The 15262-nt window shown below is 48.6% G+C and carries 14 protein-coding genes; 9 read left to right on the forward strand and 5 right to left on the reverse strand.

Annotation, left to right across the window (positions count from 1 at the left end):
• Window positions 1-81: 81 nt before the first annotated feature.
• A complete protein-coding gene (locus tag SPICA_RS04235) occupies window positions 82-1266 on the reverse strand; it encodes a nucleoside-diphosphate kinase (RefSeq protein WP_013968299.1) in 1185 nt (394 codons plus the stop codon).
• Between the two features lie 155 nt (window positions 1267-1421).
• Between SPICA_RS04235 and SPICA_RS04240 the strand changes: the two genes are divergently transcribed.
• The 8 genes from SPICA_RS04240 to proC all read left to right on the forward strand — a co-directional run bounded on the left by SPICA_RS04240 (window position 1422) and on the right by proC (window position 9077).
• Window positions 1422-2582, forward strand: coding sequence for an ABC transporter substrate-binding protein (locus SPICA_RS04240; RefSeq protein WP_013968300.1), 1161 nt, complete (start codon window positions 1422-1424; stop codon window positions 2580-2582).
• Window positions 2583-2734: 152 nt separating this feature from the next.
• The gene (locus SPICA_RS04245) at window positions 2735-3628 is read left to right on the forward strand and encodes a branched-chain amino acid ABC transporter permease (protein ID WP_013968301.1); all 894 of its coding nucleotides are present in this window, start codon (window positions 2735-2737) and stop codon (window positions 3626-3628) included.
• Complete coding sequence (locus SPICA_RS04250) at window positions 3625-4680, forward strand: branched-chain amino acid ABC transporter permease (protein WP_013968302.1); 1056 nt, start codon at window positions 3625-3627, stop codon at window positions 4678-4680. The genes SPICA_RS04245 and SPICA_RS04250 overlap by 4 nt, the downstream gene beginning before the upstream one ends.
• 2 nt (window positions 4681-4682) lie before the next feature.
• Window positions 4683-5453: an ABC transporter ATP-binding protein gene (locus SPICA_RS04255; protein WP_013968303.1), complete on the forward strand. Its 771-nt coding sequence runs from the start codon at window positions 4683-4685 to the stop codon at window positions 5451-5453.
• On the forward strand, window positions 5447-6157 hold the full coding sequence (locus SPICA_RS04260; protein WP_013968304.1) for an ABC transporter ATP-binding protein: 711 nt from the start codon (window positions 5447-5449) through the stop codon (window positions 6155-6157). Before SPICA_RS04255 ends, SPICA_RS04260 begins: the two co-directional genes overlap by 7 nt.
• Window positions 6158-6159: 2 nt before the next feature.
• On the forward strand, window positions 6160-7431 hold the full coding sequence (locus SPICA_RS04265; RefSeq protein ID WP_013968305.1) for a glutamate-5-semialdehyde dehydrogenase: 1272 nt from the start codon (window positions 6160-6162) through the stop codon (window positions 7429-7431).
• 15 nt (window positions 7432-7446) lie between these two features.
• On the forward strand, window positions 7447-8250 hold the full coding sequence (gene proB / locus SPICA_RS04270; RefSeq protein WP_013968306.1) for a glutamate 5-kinase: 804 nt from the start codon (window positions 7447-7449) through the stop codon (window positions 8248-8250).
• A complete protein-coding gene (gene proC, locus SPICA_RS04275; protein WP_013968307.1) occupies window positions 8247-9077 on the forward strand; it encodes a pyrroline-5-carboxylate reductase in 831 nt (276 codons plus the stop codon). Before proB ends, proC begins: the two co-directional genes overlap by 4 nt.
• Before the next feature lie 19 nt (window positions 9078-9096).
• Here proC and SPICA_RS14700 read toward each other — a convergent pair whose 3' ends face one another.
• The 3 genes from SPICA_RS14700 to trxB are packed head-to-tail and all read right to left on the reverse strand — an operon-like array spanning window position 9097 to window position 12676.
• Window positions 9097-10041 (reverse strand): GNAT family N-acetyltransferase, encoded by a 945-nt coding sequence (locus tag SPICA_RS14700; RefSeq protein WP_013968308.1) that lies wholly within the window; start codon window positions 10039-10041, stop codon window positions 9097-9099.
• Window positions 10042-10046: 5 nt separating this feature from the next.
• Entirely contained in the window at window positions 10047-11741 is a 1695-nt protein-coding gene (locus SPICA_RS04285) for a glycoside hydrolase family 3 protein (protein ID WP_013968309.1), read from the reverse strand.
• Window positions 11738-12676, reverse strand: a complete 939-nt coding sequence (gene trxB / locus SPICA_RS04290; RefSeq protein WP_013968310.1) for a thioredoxin-disulfide reductase — start codon at window positions 12674-12676, stop codon at window positions 11738-11740. The genes SPICA_RS04285 and trxB overlap by 4 nt, the downstream gene beginning before the upstream one ends.
• A 207-nt stretch (window positions 12677-12883) precedes the next feature.
• Here trxB and SPICA_RS04295 point away from each other — a divergent pair, with 207 nt between their 5' ends.
• The gene (locus SPICA_RS04295; RefSeq protein WP_013968311.1) at window positions 12884-14872 is read left to right on the forward strand and encodes a methyl-accepting chemotaxis protein; all 1989 of its coding nucleotides are present in this window, start codon (window positions 12884-12886) and stop codon (window positions 14870-14872) included.
• 157 nt (window positions 14873-15029) lie between these two features.
• Here SPICA_RS04295 and SPICA_RS04300 read toward each other — a convergent pair whose 3' ends face one another.
• Complete coding sequence (locus SPICA_RS04300) at window positions 15030-15257, reverse strand: DUF3185 family protein (protein ID WP_013968312.1); 228 nt, start codon at window positions 15255-15257, stop codon at window positions 15030-15032.
• Between the last annotated feature and the right edge of the window lie 5 nt (window positions 15258-15262).

A 15262-nucleotide genomic window follows, 5' to 3' on the forward strand; every position in this document is an offset into this window, starting at 1 on the left:
AAAGGGGGCTTTTAGGGAGCCTATGTCTAGTACTGTGCAGACGGAGGCTCCCAAATCCTGTGGTTTTGAGGTCTCAAGGACCTATTTTACTGCCAGATACGCTTTTATAACTTCTGCACAGTTGTTGTGATTGATCTTAACAATTCCCATTTCTCGTTTTGCATTATCTGGTGAATCCGATGCATGGGCAGTGTTAACCATGACATTACTACCAAATTCGCGACGGACTGTTCCCATGGGAGCCTTAAGCGGATCAGTTGGTCCAAGTACATCCCGGATCTTATTAACCGCATTTTCGCCTTCATAAATAAGTATCATACATTTAACCGAACCGGGCTGATTCATTTCTTCTACTGGGCACTTACTAGGTTTTTGCCCCGACATAAACTCAACAATTTGTTCAAATTGATCAAGAGCATATTCAACCCCAAAGTTTTCAGTAAGAGCTTTCTCTGTGGTTTCGCTCAGGCTAATTTTAAATTCTGCTTCCAATAGTTCTTTAGCCTTTTTACCAAACACAGGGCTGAGTTTATTTTTTAGGGCATCCTTTACCGGTCCATAAAATTCGAGGGCTTCGGCAATAGAAAACCGATGTACTTTTATTGCGATGATACGCAAACCGGTACGGGAGAACATATCGATGATGGTCCCTGGGCGGGAAGAATTATATTTCCAGTTATCAGGTTTTAGAATGACCAAGGTTCGTTCAATCTTTGAAGGATCCTGATATACTACGTTTTCAATGATATTAGGCTGATCTTCAAGGAATCGTGCGAAGAGGGCCAGGTTCTGATCTGCCGCTTCCTGACTGCGTGGTGTTAAAACTGCAGGTTCCAGGTAAGTTACTTTGCTTGGATCATTAGGATCAACAATCATATCCGCATAGGTGTCCCTGATGGTTTCACCGGTAATCGATTCAATCCCCATGTTTTCCGGATAAAGGGCGCCGACAATATCAGAGAGTTTCCGAACCGCATCGGTACCCCGGAAAAGTAATAGTAACGAGCGATGTTTTCGACCCCCAGAAGGGGCTAGATGGTTGAGCACATAATCTGCAAGCAGGTCTGCTGCTTTCGGATTTGCGGGATCTTTTTGATTGCGTATTAAACCGGCATATTCCTTTACAAAGGCTTCGTCAGGGGCAATCATCTGGGCGCCTACCAATTCGAGATCCAGGCGAGATAGTAGGCGGGCAATCACACCACCGGTCCGGCTTTTTGCAATAGTGTAGGGGGTAACCAAAACGTATGAAAGGGTTTGTTCCATATATAAAAACTCCTATAAAGATTTAATAATAAACAAATATTTCTGGTTTGTCTATTAAGTTATTTTATAGTATAAAAATGCATAAATATTTAAATTATTCATTGACAATCTATATTTATACAATTATTATGCATCGAGAGACAGGAGGAAGTCTTATGAAAAAGCGTTTTGGTTTAATTTTAGTTACAGCCTTAGCACTAAGCCTCGTTACAGTCTTGGTGAGCTGCGGCGGAAAAGCCCAGTCGGATGTCATCAAAATTGGTGTATTTGAACCCTTAACGGGAGCCAATGGTGCCGGTGGTGCCGATGAAGCAGAGGGTGTCAAGCTGGCAAACCTGCTCTATCCAACTGTTACTGTTGGTGGCAAGGAATATAAAATTGAACTTGTGGTAGCAGACAACAAATCTGACAAGGTGGAAGCGGCCAATGCAGCCACCATGCTGGCCCAGAAAGCTAAGGTGAATGCAGTGATCGGAAGCTGGGGTTCTTCTCTTTCCATGGCTGGGGGCCCCATTTTTGCGGAAGCCAAAATCCCCGCAGTTGGTGCTTCCTGTACCAATCCCAACGTGACCAAAGGCAATGAATATTACTTCCGAGTTTGTTTTATCGACCCCTTCCAGGGTGATGTCATGGCCAACTATGCCTTTAAGAATCTAGGCGCAAAAAAGGCTGCCATTATCCGTGAAGTGTCCAATGATTATTCGGTCGGACTGGCTAAATTCTTTATGGATAGTTTCATCAAACTGACCGGGGATCCGAATGCTATCGTTGCCCAAGCAGACTATAACACCAATGACCAGGACTTTAATGCCCAGCTTACTAATATCAAAAAAGCTAAGCCCAATGTCATTTTTGCTCCCGGTAACTTTACTGAAAGTGCCCTGCTCATAAAACAGGCCCGCCAGCAGGGTATCACCACTCCGTTCCTGGGCGGTGATACCTGGGATGAGGCTGCCTTCCTGGAAGTAGGCGGCAAGGAAGTTGAAGGGGCGGTGTTTTCCACCTTCTTCGCCAATGATGTGCCGATCAATGGCACCAGTGCGGTCTTCCTAAAGGAATTCCGGGCTAAGTTCAATAAAGAACCCGCCGCCGTTGCTGCCCTTGGTTTCGATGCCTACCTGGTCATCCTTGATGCAATTAAGCGGGCCAATTCGGTAGATCCGGTAAAGATCCGGGATGAAATTGCCAAAACCACGAACTTCGAAGGGGCCGCTGGTTCCATCAGTATCAATGCGGATCGGAATGCCGAAAAGGACGCGGTTATAAAAGTTGTAAAGGACGGAAAATTCCAGTATCTGACCACGGTAAAGCCATAAAACCACAAGGGATTTTCAGAAGCCCCTCGGACTGATGCCGTCAGGTCTCTGAGATCCCTGTTGTAAAGTGTGGCCGGTTTTAAATGCCGGTGAATCCGGGGTGTTTCGTTTGCATAAAAGAGGCGAAGCACCCCCTTTTATATGAAGGAAATATGGATCTATCAACCTTTTTGCAGTATGTAGCAAATGCCCTCTCCCTGGGCAGTCTCTATGCCCTCATCGCTATCGGCTACTCCATGGTGTATGGGATCCTGAGGCTCATCAATTTTGCCCATGGGGATGTATTCATGTTGGGGGCCTATATTGCGTTTTATCTAGTCTCATCGTCCCTCATGCCCTGGTGGGTAGCTTTCATCGTAGCCATTGGCCTTACCTGTCTTTTTGGCATTGGCCTCGAACGGGTCGCCTATCGCCCCCTCCGGGATTCTCCCCGGATTTCCATTATGATTAGTGCCATCGGGGCTTCCTTTCTTATAGAAAATCTGGCGATTGTACTCTTCGATGCCCGTCCCAAGGCCTTTAAGGTGCCTGAACTTTTTTCCACCGTCGTCACCCTTGGCGGAGTTTCTATTGTCAGTGTGAGTTTCTTCATTCCCCTCATTACCTTTGCCCTTTTAGGAATATTGCTTTTTATTGTTCATAAAACGAAAACCGGTATGGCCATGCGGGCTGTTTCGACCGATCAGGATGCGGCCCGGCTCATGGCTATTGATGTTGATAAAACGGTATCCTTTACCTTCGGTATTGGATCCCTCCTTGCAGCTGTGGGTGGAATTATGTGGTCCTTAAAATATCCTCAACTTCTTCCGCTGATGGGTGTTATGCCGGGGCTTAAATGTTTCATCGCCGCAGTTATCGGCGGTATCGGCTCCATTGGTGGGGCGGTTCTTGGCGGCTTTCTTCTGGGAATTATAGAAATTATGACCGTCGCGTTCTTGCCGGATCTTACCGGTTACCGGGATGCCTTTGCCTTTATCCTGCTTATTGTGGTTCTGCTGGTGCGGCCTACTGGGCTTCTCGGAAAGAACCAGGGGGAAAAGGTATGAAACAGAAAACCCTGCTCTCGCTTGGAGCTTCAGCCCTTTTTATTGTTATTCTTGTTCTGGCCGATGCCTTGCTGGACCCCTTCTCGATGCAGATCTTTAAGCTCTGTGCCATCAATATAATTCTGGCCCTTTCGTTAAACCTGCTCAACGGTTTTACGGGACTCTTCTCCCTGGGCCATGCGGGCTTCATGTCTATTGGGGCCTACACCTGTGCCCTTCTTACCATGACTGCTGCCCAAAAAGAGATGAACTTTTTTCTAAAGCCCATCGAGCCCTTTTTGGCCCATATCACCATTCCCTTTCTGCCGGCTCTCCTCATTTCAGGCTTCGTAGCTGCCTTTTTTGGTTTTATCATCGGTGCCCCGGCTTTACGGCTTCGGGATGATTATCTAGCCATCGCTACCCTGGGATTTTCTGAAATTATCCGGGTTGTTTTTACAAACCTTCAGACGATTACAAATGGATCGCTGGGAATTAAGGGCTTACCCCGATTTACCACCATGTGGTGGGCCTGGGGGACTGCAATTGTCACGGTGGTGCTGATTGTCAGTCTTATCCATTCCAGTTATGGCCGTGCCTTTAAAGCAATTCGTGATAATGAAATTGCGGCAGAAGCCATGGGGATTAACGTCTTTAGAATGAAACTCATGTCTTTTATTATTTCATCCTTTTTTGCCGGAATCGGCGGAGCCCTTCTGGCCCACCACCTTACCACCATAGATCCGAAACAGTTCATGTTCCTTAAAACCTTCGACATCCTGCTGATCGTGGTTTTGGGGGGTATTGGGTCCATATCGGGATCCATCATAGCCGCTATCGTCGTTACCATATTGATGGAAGCCCTCCGGTTCCTGGATGGGCCCCTGAATTTTATTTTCTTTACGACCCCGGGTATACCTGGCATCCGGATGGTGGTGTTCTCCATCCTCCTCATGGTGGTTATCCTGTTCCGCCAGCAGGGGCTAATGGGTCGCAAGGAATTATCCTGGGATATGCTGGAAGGCTGGGTTCAGAACTTCGTACGCTTAGGCCAGAACCGGAAGAGGAGCTAGCTATGGCATATCTACTTGAAACAAAGCAACTCACCATGAAATTCGGAGGCCTGACTGCGGTTTCGGACCTGAATATCGAAATAGACCAGGGACAGATTATTGGGCTTATCGGTCCGAATGGCGCCGGGAAAACCACAGCCTTTAATATGATTACCGGTGTATATAAACCCAGTTCTGGTCAGATCCTGTTTAAGGGGCATCATATTGATGGAATGAAACCGCACAGGATTACCGCTATGGGTATCGCCCGGACCTTTCAGAATATACGGCTCTTTAAGGAAATGACGGTCCTGGAAAATGTACTGGTAGCACACCACTTCAGGATGGGAACTAACCTGATTGAATCGGTTATGAAACTCCCTTCCTATACAAAAAAGGAACAGGAATCCCGCGAACTGGCTCTGTCGCTCCTTGAACGGCTAAGCCTCGCAGATCAGGCCTACGAACGTTCTACCTCTTTGCCCTACGGGAAACAGCGGCGCCTCGAAATTGCCCGTGCTCTGGCTACAGGCCCGACCCTGCTCCTCCTCGATGAACCTGCGGCAGGAATGAACCCCCAGGAATCCCGGGATTTAATGGACTTTATTTTTAAGATCCGGGAAGATTTTAAGCTGACTATCCTGCTTATTGAACATCACATGCAGGTGGTTATGGGCGTCTGTGAGCGAATGTATGTACTCGATTATGGTGTAACCATTGCCCATGGAAGCCCTGAGCATATAAGAAAGAATCCAAAGGTTATCGAAGCCTATCTGGGGGCAGACGCATGCTGAAAATAGAGAATCTGTCGGTTCATTATGGTGGTATACATGCTTTACAGGGAATAAGCCTGGAAGTGCCTGCCGGAAAAATAGTAACCCTGATTGGTGCAAACGGGGCAGGGAAGAGTACCACCCTGAATACCATTATAGGACTGGTGAAAAGTTCATCCGGTTCAGTTATTTTCGAAGGAAAGAATATCCTGGGTCAGCCGACCAAAAATCTGGTTGAACAGGGTTTGGTGCTGGTTCCTGAGGGGCGGCGGATTTTCCCGAATCTGACGGTTCAGGAAAATTTAACCCTCGGAGCCTATGCCCGTACCGACGATGAACAGGTAGAAAAGGACCGGGAACGGGTCTTTACCCTGTTCCCGCGCCTTAAGGAACGAATCAGACAAAAGGCAGGAACCCTTTCAGGGGGTGAACAGCAGATGCTCGCCGTCGGCCGGGCCCTCATGAGTAATCCCAAGGTCCTCATGATGGACGAGCCTTCTCTGGGGCTTGCACCTATAATCGTTGGGATGATTTTTGATATTATCAAGGAAATAAACAGCACCGGCGTTACGGTGCTTCTGGTGGAACAGAACGCCAAGGCCGCCCTGGAAGCGGCAGACCTGGCCTATGTCCTTGAGACCGGCCGGATTACCCTATCCGGCAGCGGCAGGGAACTCTTAGCCGATGACCGGGTACGGAAGGCTTATTTGGGAGAGGCAGAATAATCATGGGAAATCTTACAGGTGTGTTTACTATCCTCAGGGAAGCCCAGAAACAGTTAGCCCTTGCCGGTAGAAAAGAAAAGGATGAGGGCCTTCAGGCGGTGATGAACGCCATCGATGAGGACCGGGAAGCTATACTTGCCGCAAATAAACAGGATGTAGAACGGGCCCGCGCTTCGGGCATGAAAGAAGCTCTCGTAGATCGTCTTGCCCTGAATGACAAACGTATCAATGAGATGATTGCAGGCGTCGAAGTTGTTCTCCGTCAGGAAGATCCCATCGGCCGGGTTCTCGATGGCTGGACCTTGCCTAATGGTCTCTTTATTGAAAAGGTCACGGTGCCCCTCGGAACCTGTGCCATCATCTACGAATCCCGCCCTAATGTAACGGTAGACGCCTTCTGCCTGGCGTACAAGGCGGGCTGTTCCATTTTACTGCGGGGCAGTTCTGCCGCCCTCGAATCGAACCGGGCTCTGGTGGCCTCGATCCGGCGGGCCCTTGCATCGGTGAACCGCTTCCCTGACACGGTTGCCCTGGCCGATTCGGGAAGCCGGGATGAGGTAGACGAAATTCTTAGCGCCCGGGGCCTGGTGGATGTGGTTATCCCCCGGGGCGGCCGGGACCTCATCCGCCGGGTGGTGGACAATGCCCGGGTTCCGGTTATAGAGACAGGAGAGGGCAACTGTCACATCTATGTAGAGCCCAGTGCCGATTTCCAAAATGCTGTTGATATCGTCGAAAATGCAAAAATCCAGAAACCCGGAGCCTGCAATGCGGTGGAAACCCTGCTGGTACATCGGGATGCGGCGGAGGTTTTTATACCCCTCGTGGCTCAAAGACTTGCTGGACGGGTCCTGCTTCGCTGCTGTGACCGAAGCCGTGCCGTGCTGGAAAAGGCTCAAAACATTCCATCCAGTCTCAAGATTGAGCCTGCGACTGAAGCAGACTGGGCTACGGAATATCTGGACTACATCCTGGCGGTTAAGGTTGTCGATTCCCTCGACGAAGCCATCACCCATATTAACCGCTATGGGACAAAACATTCAGAGGCAATTTTAACCAATGACCTTGCCGCAAGTCAGGAGTTTGAAAAGCGGGTTGATGCAGCCTGTGCCTACACCAATGCATCTATTCGCTTCACCGACGGCGGCCAGTTTGGTTTCGGAGCCGAACTGGGCATCAGTACCCAGAAATTCCACGCCCGGGGGCCTATGGGACTTGAAGCCCTGACAACAATCAAGTATCGTGTACGAGGTACAGGTCAAATACGGGAGTAAAACACGAGCACCACTATGATTCCTCAATTAATAGATCAATCCCGGAAGATTGTTATAAAAGTCGGTTCCAATACACTGGCAGACAAACAGGGACACATCAACCGGGCCTTTCTTTCGGAGTTCGCTGAACAGGTTGCAGGCCTTCTGCAGAAGGGCAAGCAAATTGTCCTCGTTTCTTCCGGAGCCCGAATTGCAGGTATTTCCACCATCGGTAAATGGGAACGAAAACGGGACATCCACTACAAACAGGCCCTCTGTGCTGTCGGCCAGGTCGAACTTATGGAAGCCTGGCGCAAAGCCTTTGAACCACACCAGATTCATATCGGCCAACTGCTCCTCACCGCCGATGATTTTTCCAACGATATTCGTACCCTCCACATGCGCAATACCCTCTTTACCCTGGTTGATGAAGGGGTAGTACCCATTATTAATGAAAACGATTCGGTTTGTGTTGATGAAATTAAAATCGGCGATAACGACAATCTGGCCGCTTTGTCGGCCATACTTTGGAGTGCCGATCTCCTGATACTCTTTAGCGATATCGATGGGGTTTATACCAAGAATCCCAAGGAACATCAGGATGCGGAACTTATCGAGATGGTTCAGGATCTTTCGGCCTTGAAGGCTTCCATCTCAGTGGGCAGTACCAACAGCTTCGGAACCGGCGGTATTGCAACCAAGCTGGAAGCGGCTGAAAAGGTGCTTTCCTATGGTATACCGATGATTCTTGCCCATGGCGGCAAAAACCGGGTACTCGAATCCCTACAAAGGGGGGAACAGCGGGGGACCGCCTTTATTCCAGCGGGAGGTAAACCGTGAGCTACACCATAACCTGTATCGGAAGCGGAAATATGGGCGGTGCTCTCATGAAAGCCGCCGCCCGGGCGATCGGCGGGGCGGCCATTGGGGTAACTGACGCGGACACCAAAAAGGCTGCGGCCTTTGCGGCGGAGCTGGGCGGCGGCGCCCTGGCGGCGAACACTGAGGCCGCGGCGGAGGGCCGGTACGTGCTCCTCGCGGTGAAACCTCAGGTGGCGCAGGCGGTGTTGGCAGAAATAGGGCCGGTGCTGGCCCGGCGGCTGCAAAGCCGTTCGCCGGCGATCCTCGTATCCATTGTGGCGGGTCTTTCCATCGATACAATGAAGCGCAATCTTGCAGCCGCAGGATGCCCGGAAACTCAGCCCATCATCCGCCTTATGCCGAATACCCCAGCCCTGGTTGCCAAGGGAATGATTGCCCTGGCTCCGTCCCCAGAGGTAAGCCCTGAAGCGGTACAGGCATTGGAGCACATCCTCAGCCAGGCAGGGCTTATCGACCGGATCGATGAAAAATATATGGATGCGGTGACGGCCCTCTCAGGTTCGGGCCCTGCCTTTGTGTATCTCTTTATCGAAGCCCTTGCCGACGCAGGGGTTCGAGCGGGCTTGAGCCGGGACAAGGCCCTGCGCTATGCAAGCCGGACCGTGCTGGGCGCGGCAGCCATGGTGGAAGAAACGGGCCAGCATCCGGGTGTGCTTAAGGATGGGGTCACCTCCCCGGCGGGGACTACCATTGCGGGTATTGCGGCCCTGGAAGATCGGGGGTTCCGCGGGACTGTTATGGCTGCGGTGGATGCTGCATTCCGCCGGGCACAGGAACTGGGCTAGGAATATGGTTATCAATACATCAATAATAGACGATCCTATAGGAACCGATGGTAACAAAGCCAAGCCGTTCATAGAGCCGGATGGCGGGCAGATTCCGTTTTTTTACAAAGAGACTCACCCCATAACCTTGCTGTTGAATCCGCGCCAGTAAGGTGCCCACCACAGAGGATGCAATACCACGGCCGCGGAATTCGGGCTGTACATAGACTCCGCCGATTTGTTTATACCGATAGGCGGTGGCGTTGGTATTTGCCTTGGCCACTGGCAGCCCCTCATATGCTGCATACACAATCGTTTCTTCTGAAAGTATTTTTGCTAAGCCCCGGCGACAGGACGCTTGGTTAAATGTGCTATGGGCAGGGATAACCTCTTCCTGTTCATAGGCCGCCTGGAGGGGATAGAGGAGGTCTGCCACAGCGTGACCGGCTAAAGCCCCTTCGATAGATACCTGCCTGATAGAAGCCTGTTTGATAGAGGTACGCCCGATAGCAGCCAGTTCGATAAGGGTGAGTCCCTCAGGCTGCGGCGGCTTAAGGACCGGAGTGTCCAACTGCATGAGGTAATAATCAAACTGATCCTGAATTCGGTATCCCTCCTGTTCAAGCGCCTGTTCTGCAATTTTGACATCTTGCTCAAGGCCCTGAAGTGAATAAATTCGTTTCGAAAAGGGCAGGTTGATGAATCGTCTGAGAACCCTCTGAGCCCTTTCCGCATCATAATCCAGGAAAAAGGGATGGAGAATCTGGCCTGAGCGAAAGATAAAGCTCTGGATATGGTTTAAGTTATCCATGCCAATCAGTATATGATTTCTTCCCGGAAGTGAGGTTTTGGTACTGCGTTCTCTAAAAGCTCTAAAACGACTTGCGGCGGCTACGAGGTATGGTTCATGATTTTGTAAAAATTGTGAAAAACTATCATAATCTTGTGAATGAGCTGTTCGCCAGTGAAGGCTATGAGGTGTCATGGGGGTTATCTCCCCAGGTTTTTCATAGCAAAGGGCAATTTGCCCTGCATGGGAATGCGGCCCAGGAGGGCAGAAAAGACTGCGATAAAGGACTCCCGGGAATAGCTATACACCGCAATACCGCTGGTATTCCAGGTTACCCGCTGAAGATACACCGGAGACAGGGCTGAAATCACAATAACTCGTTTCCCTGAATAGCGGATGCTCTGTAAAAGGTCGACCCCATATCCGTTGGCAAGACAAAAAATGATCGTATCTGCCTGTTTTGCCTGGGACTGGAAATTGAGCTTATCCTGGGGAGAGCTTTCTTCTGAATAGGAAAATTTAAATCGCTGTGCATTGGGATAGGCCAGGAGACCCACGGACAGGAAATCCTCAAAGGAGGCCGCCAATAGCACCTTGCCTGCCTTGCTTGGTTCGAGGGGGCTTGGATCGGTACCCGATACCAGGGTTATGCTTCTTGCTGCCAGGTCAAGAAAAAAAGCCTTGCCCTGAGGATCAGGGATACGTTTTTTAATTTCATCAGCCTGTGGAAACAGGGGTGGGGCAGTGTCCCCTTTGAGATGGGTGAGCTTTAGGATCAGGGTCCTGCGGGCTGCATCTCTGACCCGTTCCCGGAACTTAGGTTCCCGTTTCATGGCATCAAGCAGATTGTTCCAAACCGGGTCGGAAAGGTTCGGGGTTTTAGACATCATCAGGATATCGTTTCCTGCTTCTAGGGCCAGTTTAGCAGCCCGTGAGAGGCTTCCTGCCGGTATGGTGACACCATTCATCAATAAATCATCGGTGATAACAAGCCCCTTAAACCCTATGGTTTCTCTCAGAATGGTGGTGATAAACCAGCGACTCAGCGACGCTGGTTCGCTCCCTCCCCTGGTGTTGGGAAATGCGAGGTGGCCCGTCATAATGGCAGGGATCCCTTCCTTGCTGAGCATACGGTAAGGAAGCAATTCCCGGTTCCACAGGGTCTCAAAATTGGCCTGGATGTGGGGAAGAATCCCATGGGAATCCAATTCCGTGTCTCCGTGTCCGGGATAATGTTTGGCTGTAGGAATTACCCCGGCCTTTTCCAGACCCTTTGCAAAGGCGATGCCTAAAATTCCTGCGGTTACAGGGTTATCGCTAAAAGCCCGAGGACCAATCAGAACCGACTGCTGGTTCGTAAACAGATCCACCGAAGGGGCAAAATTCATATTGATGCCCAGCGCCGCCAGTTCCCGGCCAATATAATACCCGGAAAGATAGGCATCCCGGGGAACCCCAGAGGCACCGATGGCCATATTTCCCGGGGTTTCGCTGGTAATGCCCTTTACATGGCGGATCCAGCCACCCTCCTGATCGGTGGCAACGAGGAGAGGGATCTTTTTATCACTTTGTTGTGCCGCTTTTTGTAAAACTCCAACGGTGTTGGCCAGCCGGTAGGTGTCTTCGGTATTCCATCCAAAGATTTTTATGCCGCCTATATGCCGTTTCTGAATCCAGTCTATGATAGCCGGTGAAGGATCAGCGCCTACCCAGCCCAGCATGAAGGTCTGAGCCAGGGCTTCCTCATCGGACATGGCGGCGAGGAGTTTTTCTGCCAGTTCTTCGGGTTTTCCGGGGCTGTAAAAATGTTCAGCCCCGAAGCCCCGATAGCTTTGCAGTGAGAATAGTACTAGCAGGATTGCAATGAAAACTTTTTTATATGCTCTCAATATCACCGATATGCTTCACCTCTGAGTTCATCAATATACTGGGATGCACAGTGGGCTGCAATAGCCCCTTCTCCGGCGGCGACGACTACCTGACGGAAGGGGCTAGAGCGGACGTCTCCGGCGGCAAAAAGCCCCTTAATCGATGTTTCCATCCGCTGGTTGGTTACAATATAGCCGGCTTCGTCCTTTTCAGCCTCAGGGACCAGGTCAGTCTGGGGAATAGAGCCAACAAAAATAAAGACCGCTTCTGTGTTATCCTCATAACGCTCTCCCGTATCGGTTTGTTCCAGAACCACGGACCGGACCTTGGTGTCCCCTTTAATTTCCACAATCCGGGTATTAAAGTGAACCTGAATGTTTTTATTATGCAGTACCCGATCGGCTAGAGCCTTCTGGGCCCGGAAACGGTCCCGCCGGTGTATCATAACGATTTGGTTTGAAAGGTTGGAAAGATACTGTGCTTCGTCGCAGGCCGCGTCGCCGCCGCCGACCACATACATCTTTTTCCCCTTAAAGAATGGTCCGTCGCAGGTGCCGCAGTAGGAAACGCCGCGGCCCTGAAATTCCATTTCACCGGGGACTTCCAGGTGCCGGTGTTTGGCTCCCGTTGCAAGAATAACCGCCGGTGCGGTCATCGTATCTCCGGAGCCCAGGTAGGCAGTAAAGAGGTTACCCTGTTTTTCGAGCTTGGTTACCGTATCATTAACAAATTCAGCACCGAATTTTTCTGCCTGTCGGTGCATGTCCTGGGCAAATTCAAAGCCGCTTTTGGGTTCCACATAGCCGGGATAGTTTTCCAGGTGATCAATCAGTAGGGCCTGACCACCCGGGGCCATTTCTTCGATCATAACAGTTCTTAAATTTGCCCGGGCTCCATATTGAGCCGCGGTAAGGCCCGCTGCGCCGGCTCCAATGATGATGAGATCTACTTCACGATTCATATCTTATAATACTCCTATATATGAAAAAATATATGAAACAACACCTACTTTGTCAATTCAACTTTTTAATGATAACATAATTTTCTATTCTTAGACAGTCGTGGCATGGCAAAGACCGAAGATTAAAATTGAAGAATAAATTCGGAATAAGGCCATTCTGCTTATAAAGGAATTTTACTTTTTGGAGAGTAATGGTATAATACCGATATGAATATTCGAGCTAAACTTATACTATTAGTAATCGGGATGATTGTTCTCATCACCGGAGCTTCATCGGTTTATTTTATTCTACAGGCACCACTTGTTCAGATTGCTAGAGAACGTGAGTATCTTGATAACCTAGTGATAACAACCCAATCGTTACAAACCGAAGTAAATCGACTAGATTCATCTAAATTTGTTACAGAACGTCCTAAATTTTATGCTGCCCGGGTTAAATTCGGAGAAGCATTTAAGTATATTCAGCAAATTACCTTTTTACGAAAGGCCGACAAAGCTCTTGCTGATGCGCTTATGATTGTTGAACGGTTACAGAATTTGAATGAAGAGAACCTTAGTAATGTCTTGGATGTTTATGAAGAGCTTTATAAACATGCAGAAGAACTGTTTGTGTTTCCTGATAATATTAATTTGCAACAGTTTTATCGGGATGATCTGATAATTAATAAAAATTCCAATTTAGTTCAAAATGCACGGTTTACCTTATCTCGGTTCGATTCCTATGTAAATATTTTAAATGACAGTCTAGAATCGTCCATCAATGTTATTTCTGAACAAGGTAGTCTCATCGATGGGCAAATTAAAAACATACAACGGCAATCTATAACTGTAGCTCTTTTTATAGTAGGTTTTATTATTATCCTTATTGCCCTGGTGGCTCTTGTATTTGCCAACACGATTGCCAAATCGGTTATTGCAATAGCTCAGGGTGTTCGGGCTTTGGCAGAAGGGGATCTCTCTGTTTCTTTTACAGTTAAATCCAAGGATGAGGTTGGTAAACTTTCCAAACAGATGAATGATTTTATTACATCTCTTGATATGGCCCTTCTCGGAATAAAAGATGCGGCAGATCTGAATAATCAGGTTAAGAACCAATTGCTCGAATCTTCAGAACGCACCCATCGAACACTTCAAGAAATGCAATCGGCTGTACACAATGTAGAAGAACAGGCACGGCTTCTAGATCAACGTATTGCGGATACCCGAAAAATAGTAACCGATATGACCGGTGGTGTAGGGCAGCTTGATGCACGGCTTTCTGATCAGATCGCTATGGTCGAAGAATCTACCGCTTCCATCACACAGATGCTGGCCACTATTGGCAATATGGCCCGGCTTGCTGAACGCGATAAAGAACTGGCCGATGCTTTGGTTAAGATTTCCGACGATGGTAAGGAAGTGTTTTCTTCTGCCTTCGAACGTGTCGAGGCTATTACCGAACAGGTCGATAAAATTGAGGAAATGATTGAAATAATCAACAATATTGCAAGCCAGACCAATCTTCTCGCTATGAATGCAGCTATAGAAGCGGCCCATGCAGGTGATGCTGGTAAAGGGTTTGCAGTTGTAGCCGATGAAATCCGTAAACTCGCTGAAGCCTCTCAGGAAGGTTCGAAAGAAATAGCTGATTCAGTGAGAGATATTGTAAACTCCATAGAAAGTGCAAAAGCAGGTAGTGGAGAAACAAATAAGGCCTTTGCTGAAATTGAAGAAAAAATTAAGGATGTTTCCCGATCTGTTGCGGAAATCAGCAATAGTCTTGCAGAGACCAATGAGGGGGGCCGACAGATTCTGACCGCTATGACTAGTTTGAGAGAACTTTCTGCCTCTATTAATCAAGAATCTCGAAATATGGCCCAAAACACACGGTCTATAGAAGCTACCATGGAACAGCTTGATCAGGTCGCAGAAAGCCTTCGTGGGGCTATGGTATCTATGAGCCAGAAAAATGGCGATATGGCCCAGGTAACTGACCTAACGATTTCATTAGCCCATCAACTAGCAGCAATTGGTAAAGATCTGGAGGCCCGTATTTCTCATTTTAAAACAACTTGTGAACAGAATGGAGGAGAAATTACCACAGGGGGTACATGTGTAGATTCAGACCAATCAGAGCAACAGGTTCAAACAAAGCTACAAACAGATAAACTGGTTGCAGGAAACCTAGAAGCAAGTGCGACTTTACTTGAGATATAAATAATTCTTTATTGTGATAATGATGCCCCCCTGCTGAAACAACAGGGGCGTTTTACTGTGTTACAGACTGTGTAATTAAAGCAATACTGTGGTATCAAAGTAAGAGGGCTGACGATTCCATCTTGATGTTCTATAGGACCCTAGATACACTAAAGAGTTAGCGTCTTCGTAAATATCCTGTTAGTGTAAGCACAAGGCCAATAAGAGTTGCAGCGCCACCACCTATCATGAGATACAAACCCTGTTGTTCCGCTTGAGATTTTCCAGTAAACACTTTAGTGATAACATTTCCTAAAGATTGATGTGCCGTTTGGTATTCATAATAACCGTAGATACCAATCACAATCCCTGCAACGAGCAGGATAAAGCCTATTGTTCGTTTCATAGTTA

Source organism: Gracilinema caldarium DSM 7334, assembly GCF_000219725.1.
Taxonomy (GTDB): Bacteria; Spirochaetota; Spirochaetia; order Treponematales; family Breznakiellaceae; genus Gracilinema; species Gracilinema caldarium.

Bases quoted from the DNA above. Each gene is read 5' to 3' on its own strand.
- trxB (WP_013968310.1), bottom strand. From the start codon at position 12,676: ATGAATCGTGAAGTAGATCTCATCATCATTGGAGCCGGCGCAGCGGGC.
- SPICA_RS04235 (WP_013968299.1), bottom strand. From the start codon at position 1,266: ATGGAACAAACCCTTTCATACGTTTTGGTTACCCCCTACACTATTGCA.
- SPICA_RS14700 (WP_013968308.1), bottom strand. From the start codon at position 10,041: ATGACACCTCATAGCCTTCACTGGCGAACAGCTCATTCACAAGATTAT.
- SPICA_RS04265 (WP_013968305.1), top strand. From the start codon at position 6,160: ATGGGAAATCTTACAGGTGTGTTTACTATCCTCAGGGAAGCCCAGAAA.
- SPICA_RS04300 (WP_013968312.1), bottom strand. From the start codon at position 15,257: ATGAAACGAACAATAGGCTTTATCCTGCTCGTTGCAGGGATTGTGATT.
- SPICA_RS04260 (WP_013968304.1), top strand. From the start codon at position 5,447: ATGCTGAAAATAGAGAATCTGTCGGTTCATTATGGTGGTATACATGCT.
- SPICA_RS04240 (WP_013968300.1), top strand. From the start codon at position 1,422: ATGAAAAAGCGTTTTGGTTTAATTTTAGTTACAGCCTTAGCACTAAGC.
- SPICA_RS04295 (WP_013968311.1), top strand. From the start codon at position 12,884: ATGAATATTCGAGCTAAACTTATACTATTAGTAATCGGGATGATTGTT.
- SPICA_RS04250 (WP_013968302.1), top strand. From the start codon at position 3,625: ATGAAACAGAAAACCCTGCTCTCGCTTGGAGCTTCAGCCCTTTTTATT.
- SPICA_RS04255 (WP_013968303.1), top strand. From the start codon at position 4,683: ATGGCATATCTACTTGAAACAAAGCAACTCACCATGAAATTCGGAGGC.
- proB (WP_013968306.1), top strand. From the start codon at position 7,447: ATGATTCCTCAATTAATAGATCAATCCCGGAAGATTGTTATAAAAGTC.
- SPICA_RS04245 (WP_013968301.1), top strand. From the start codon at position 2,735: ATGGATCTATCAACCTTTTTGCAGTATGTAGCAAATGCCCTCTCCCTG.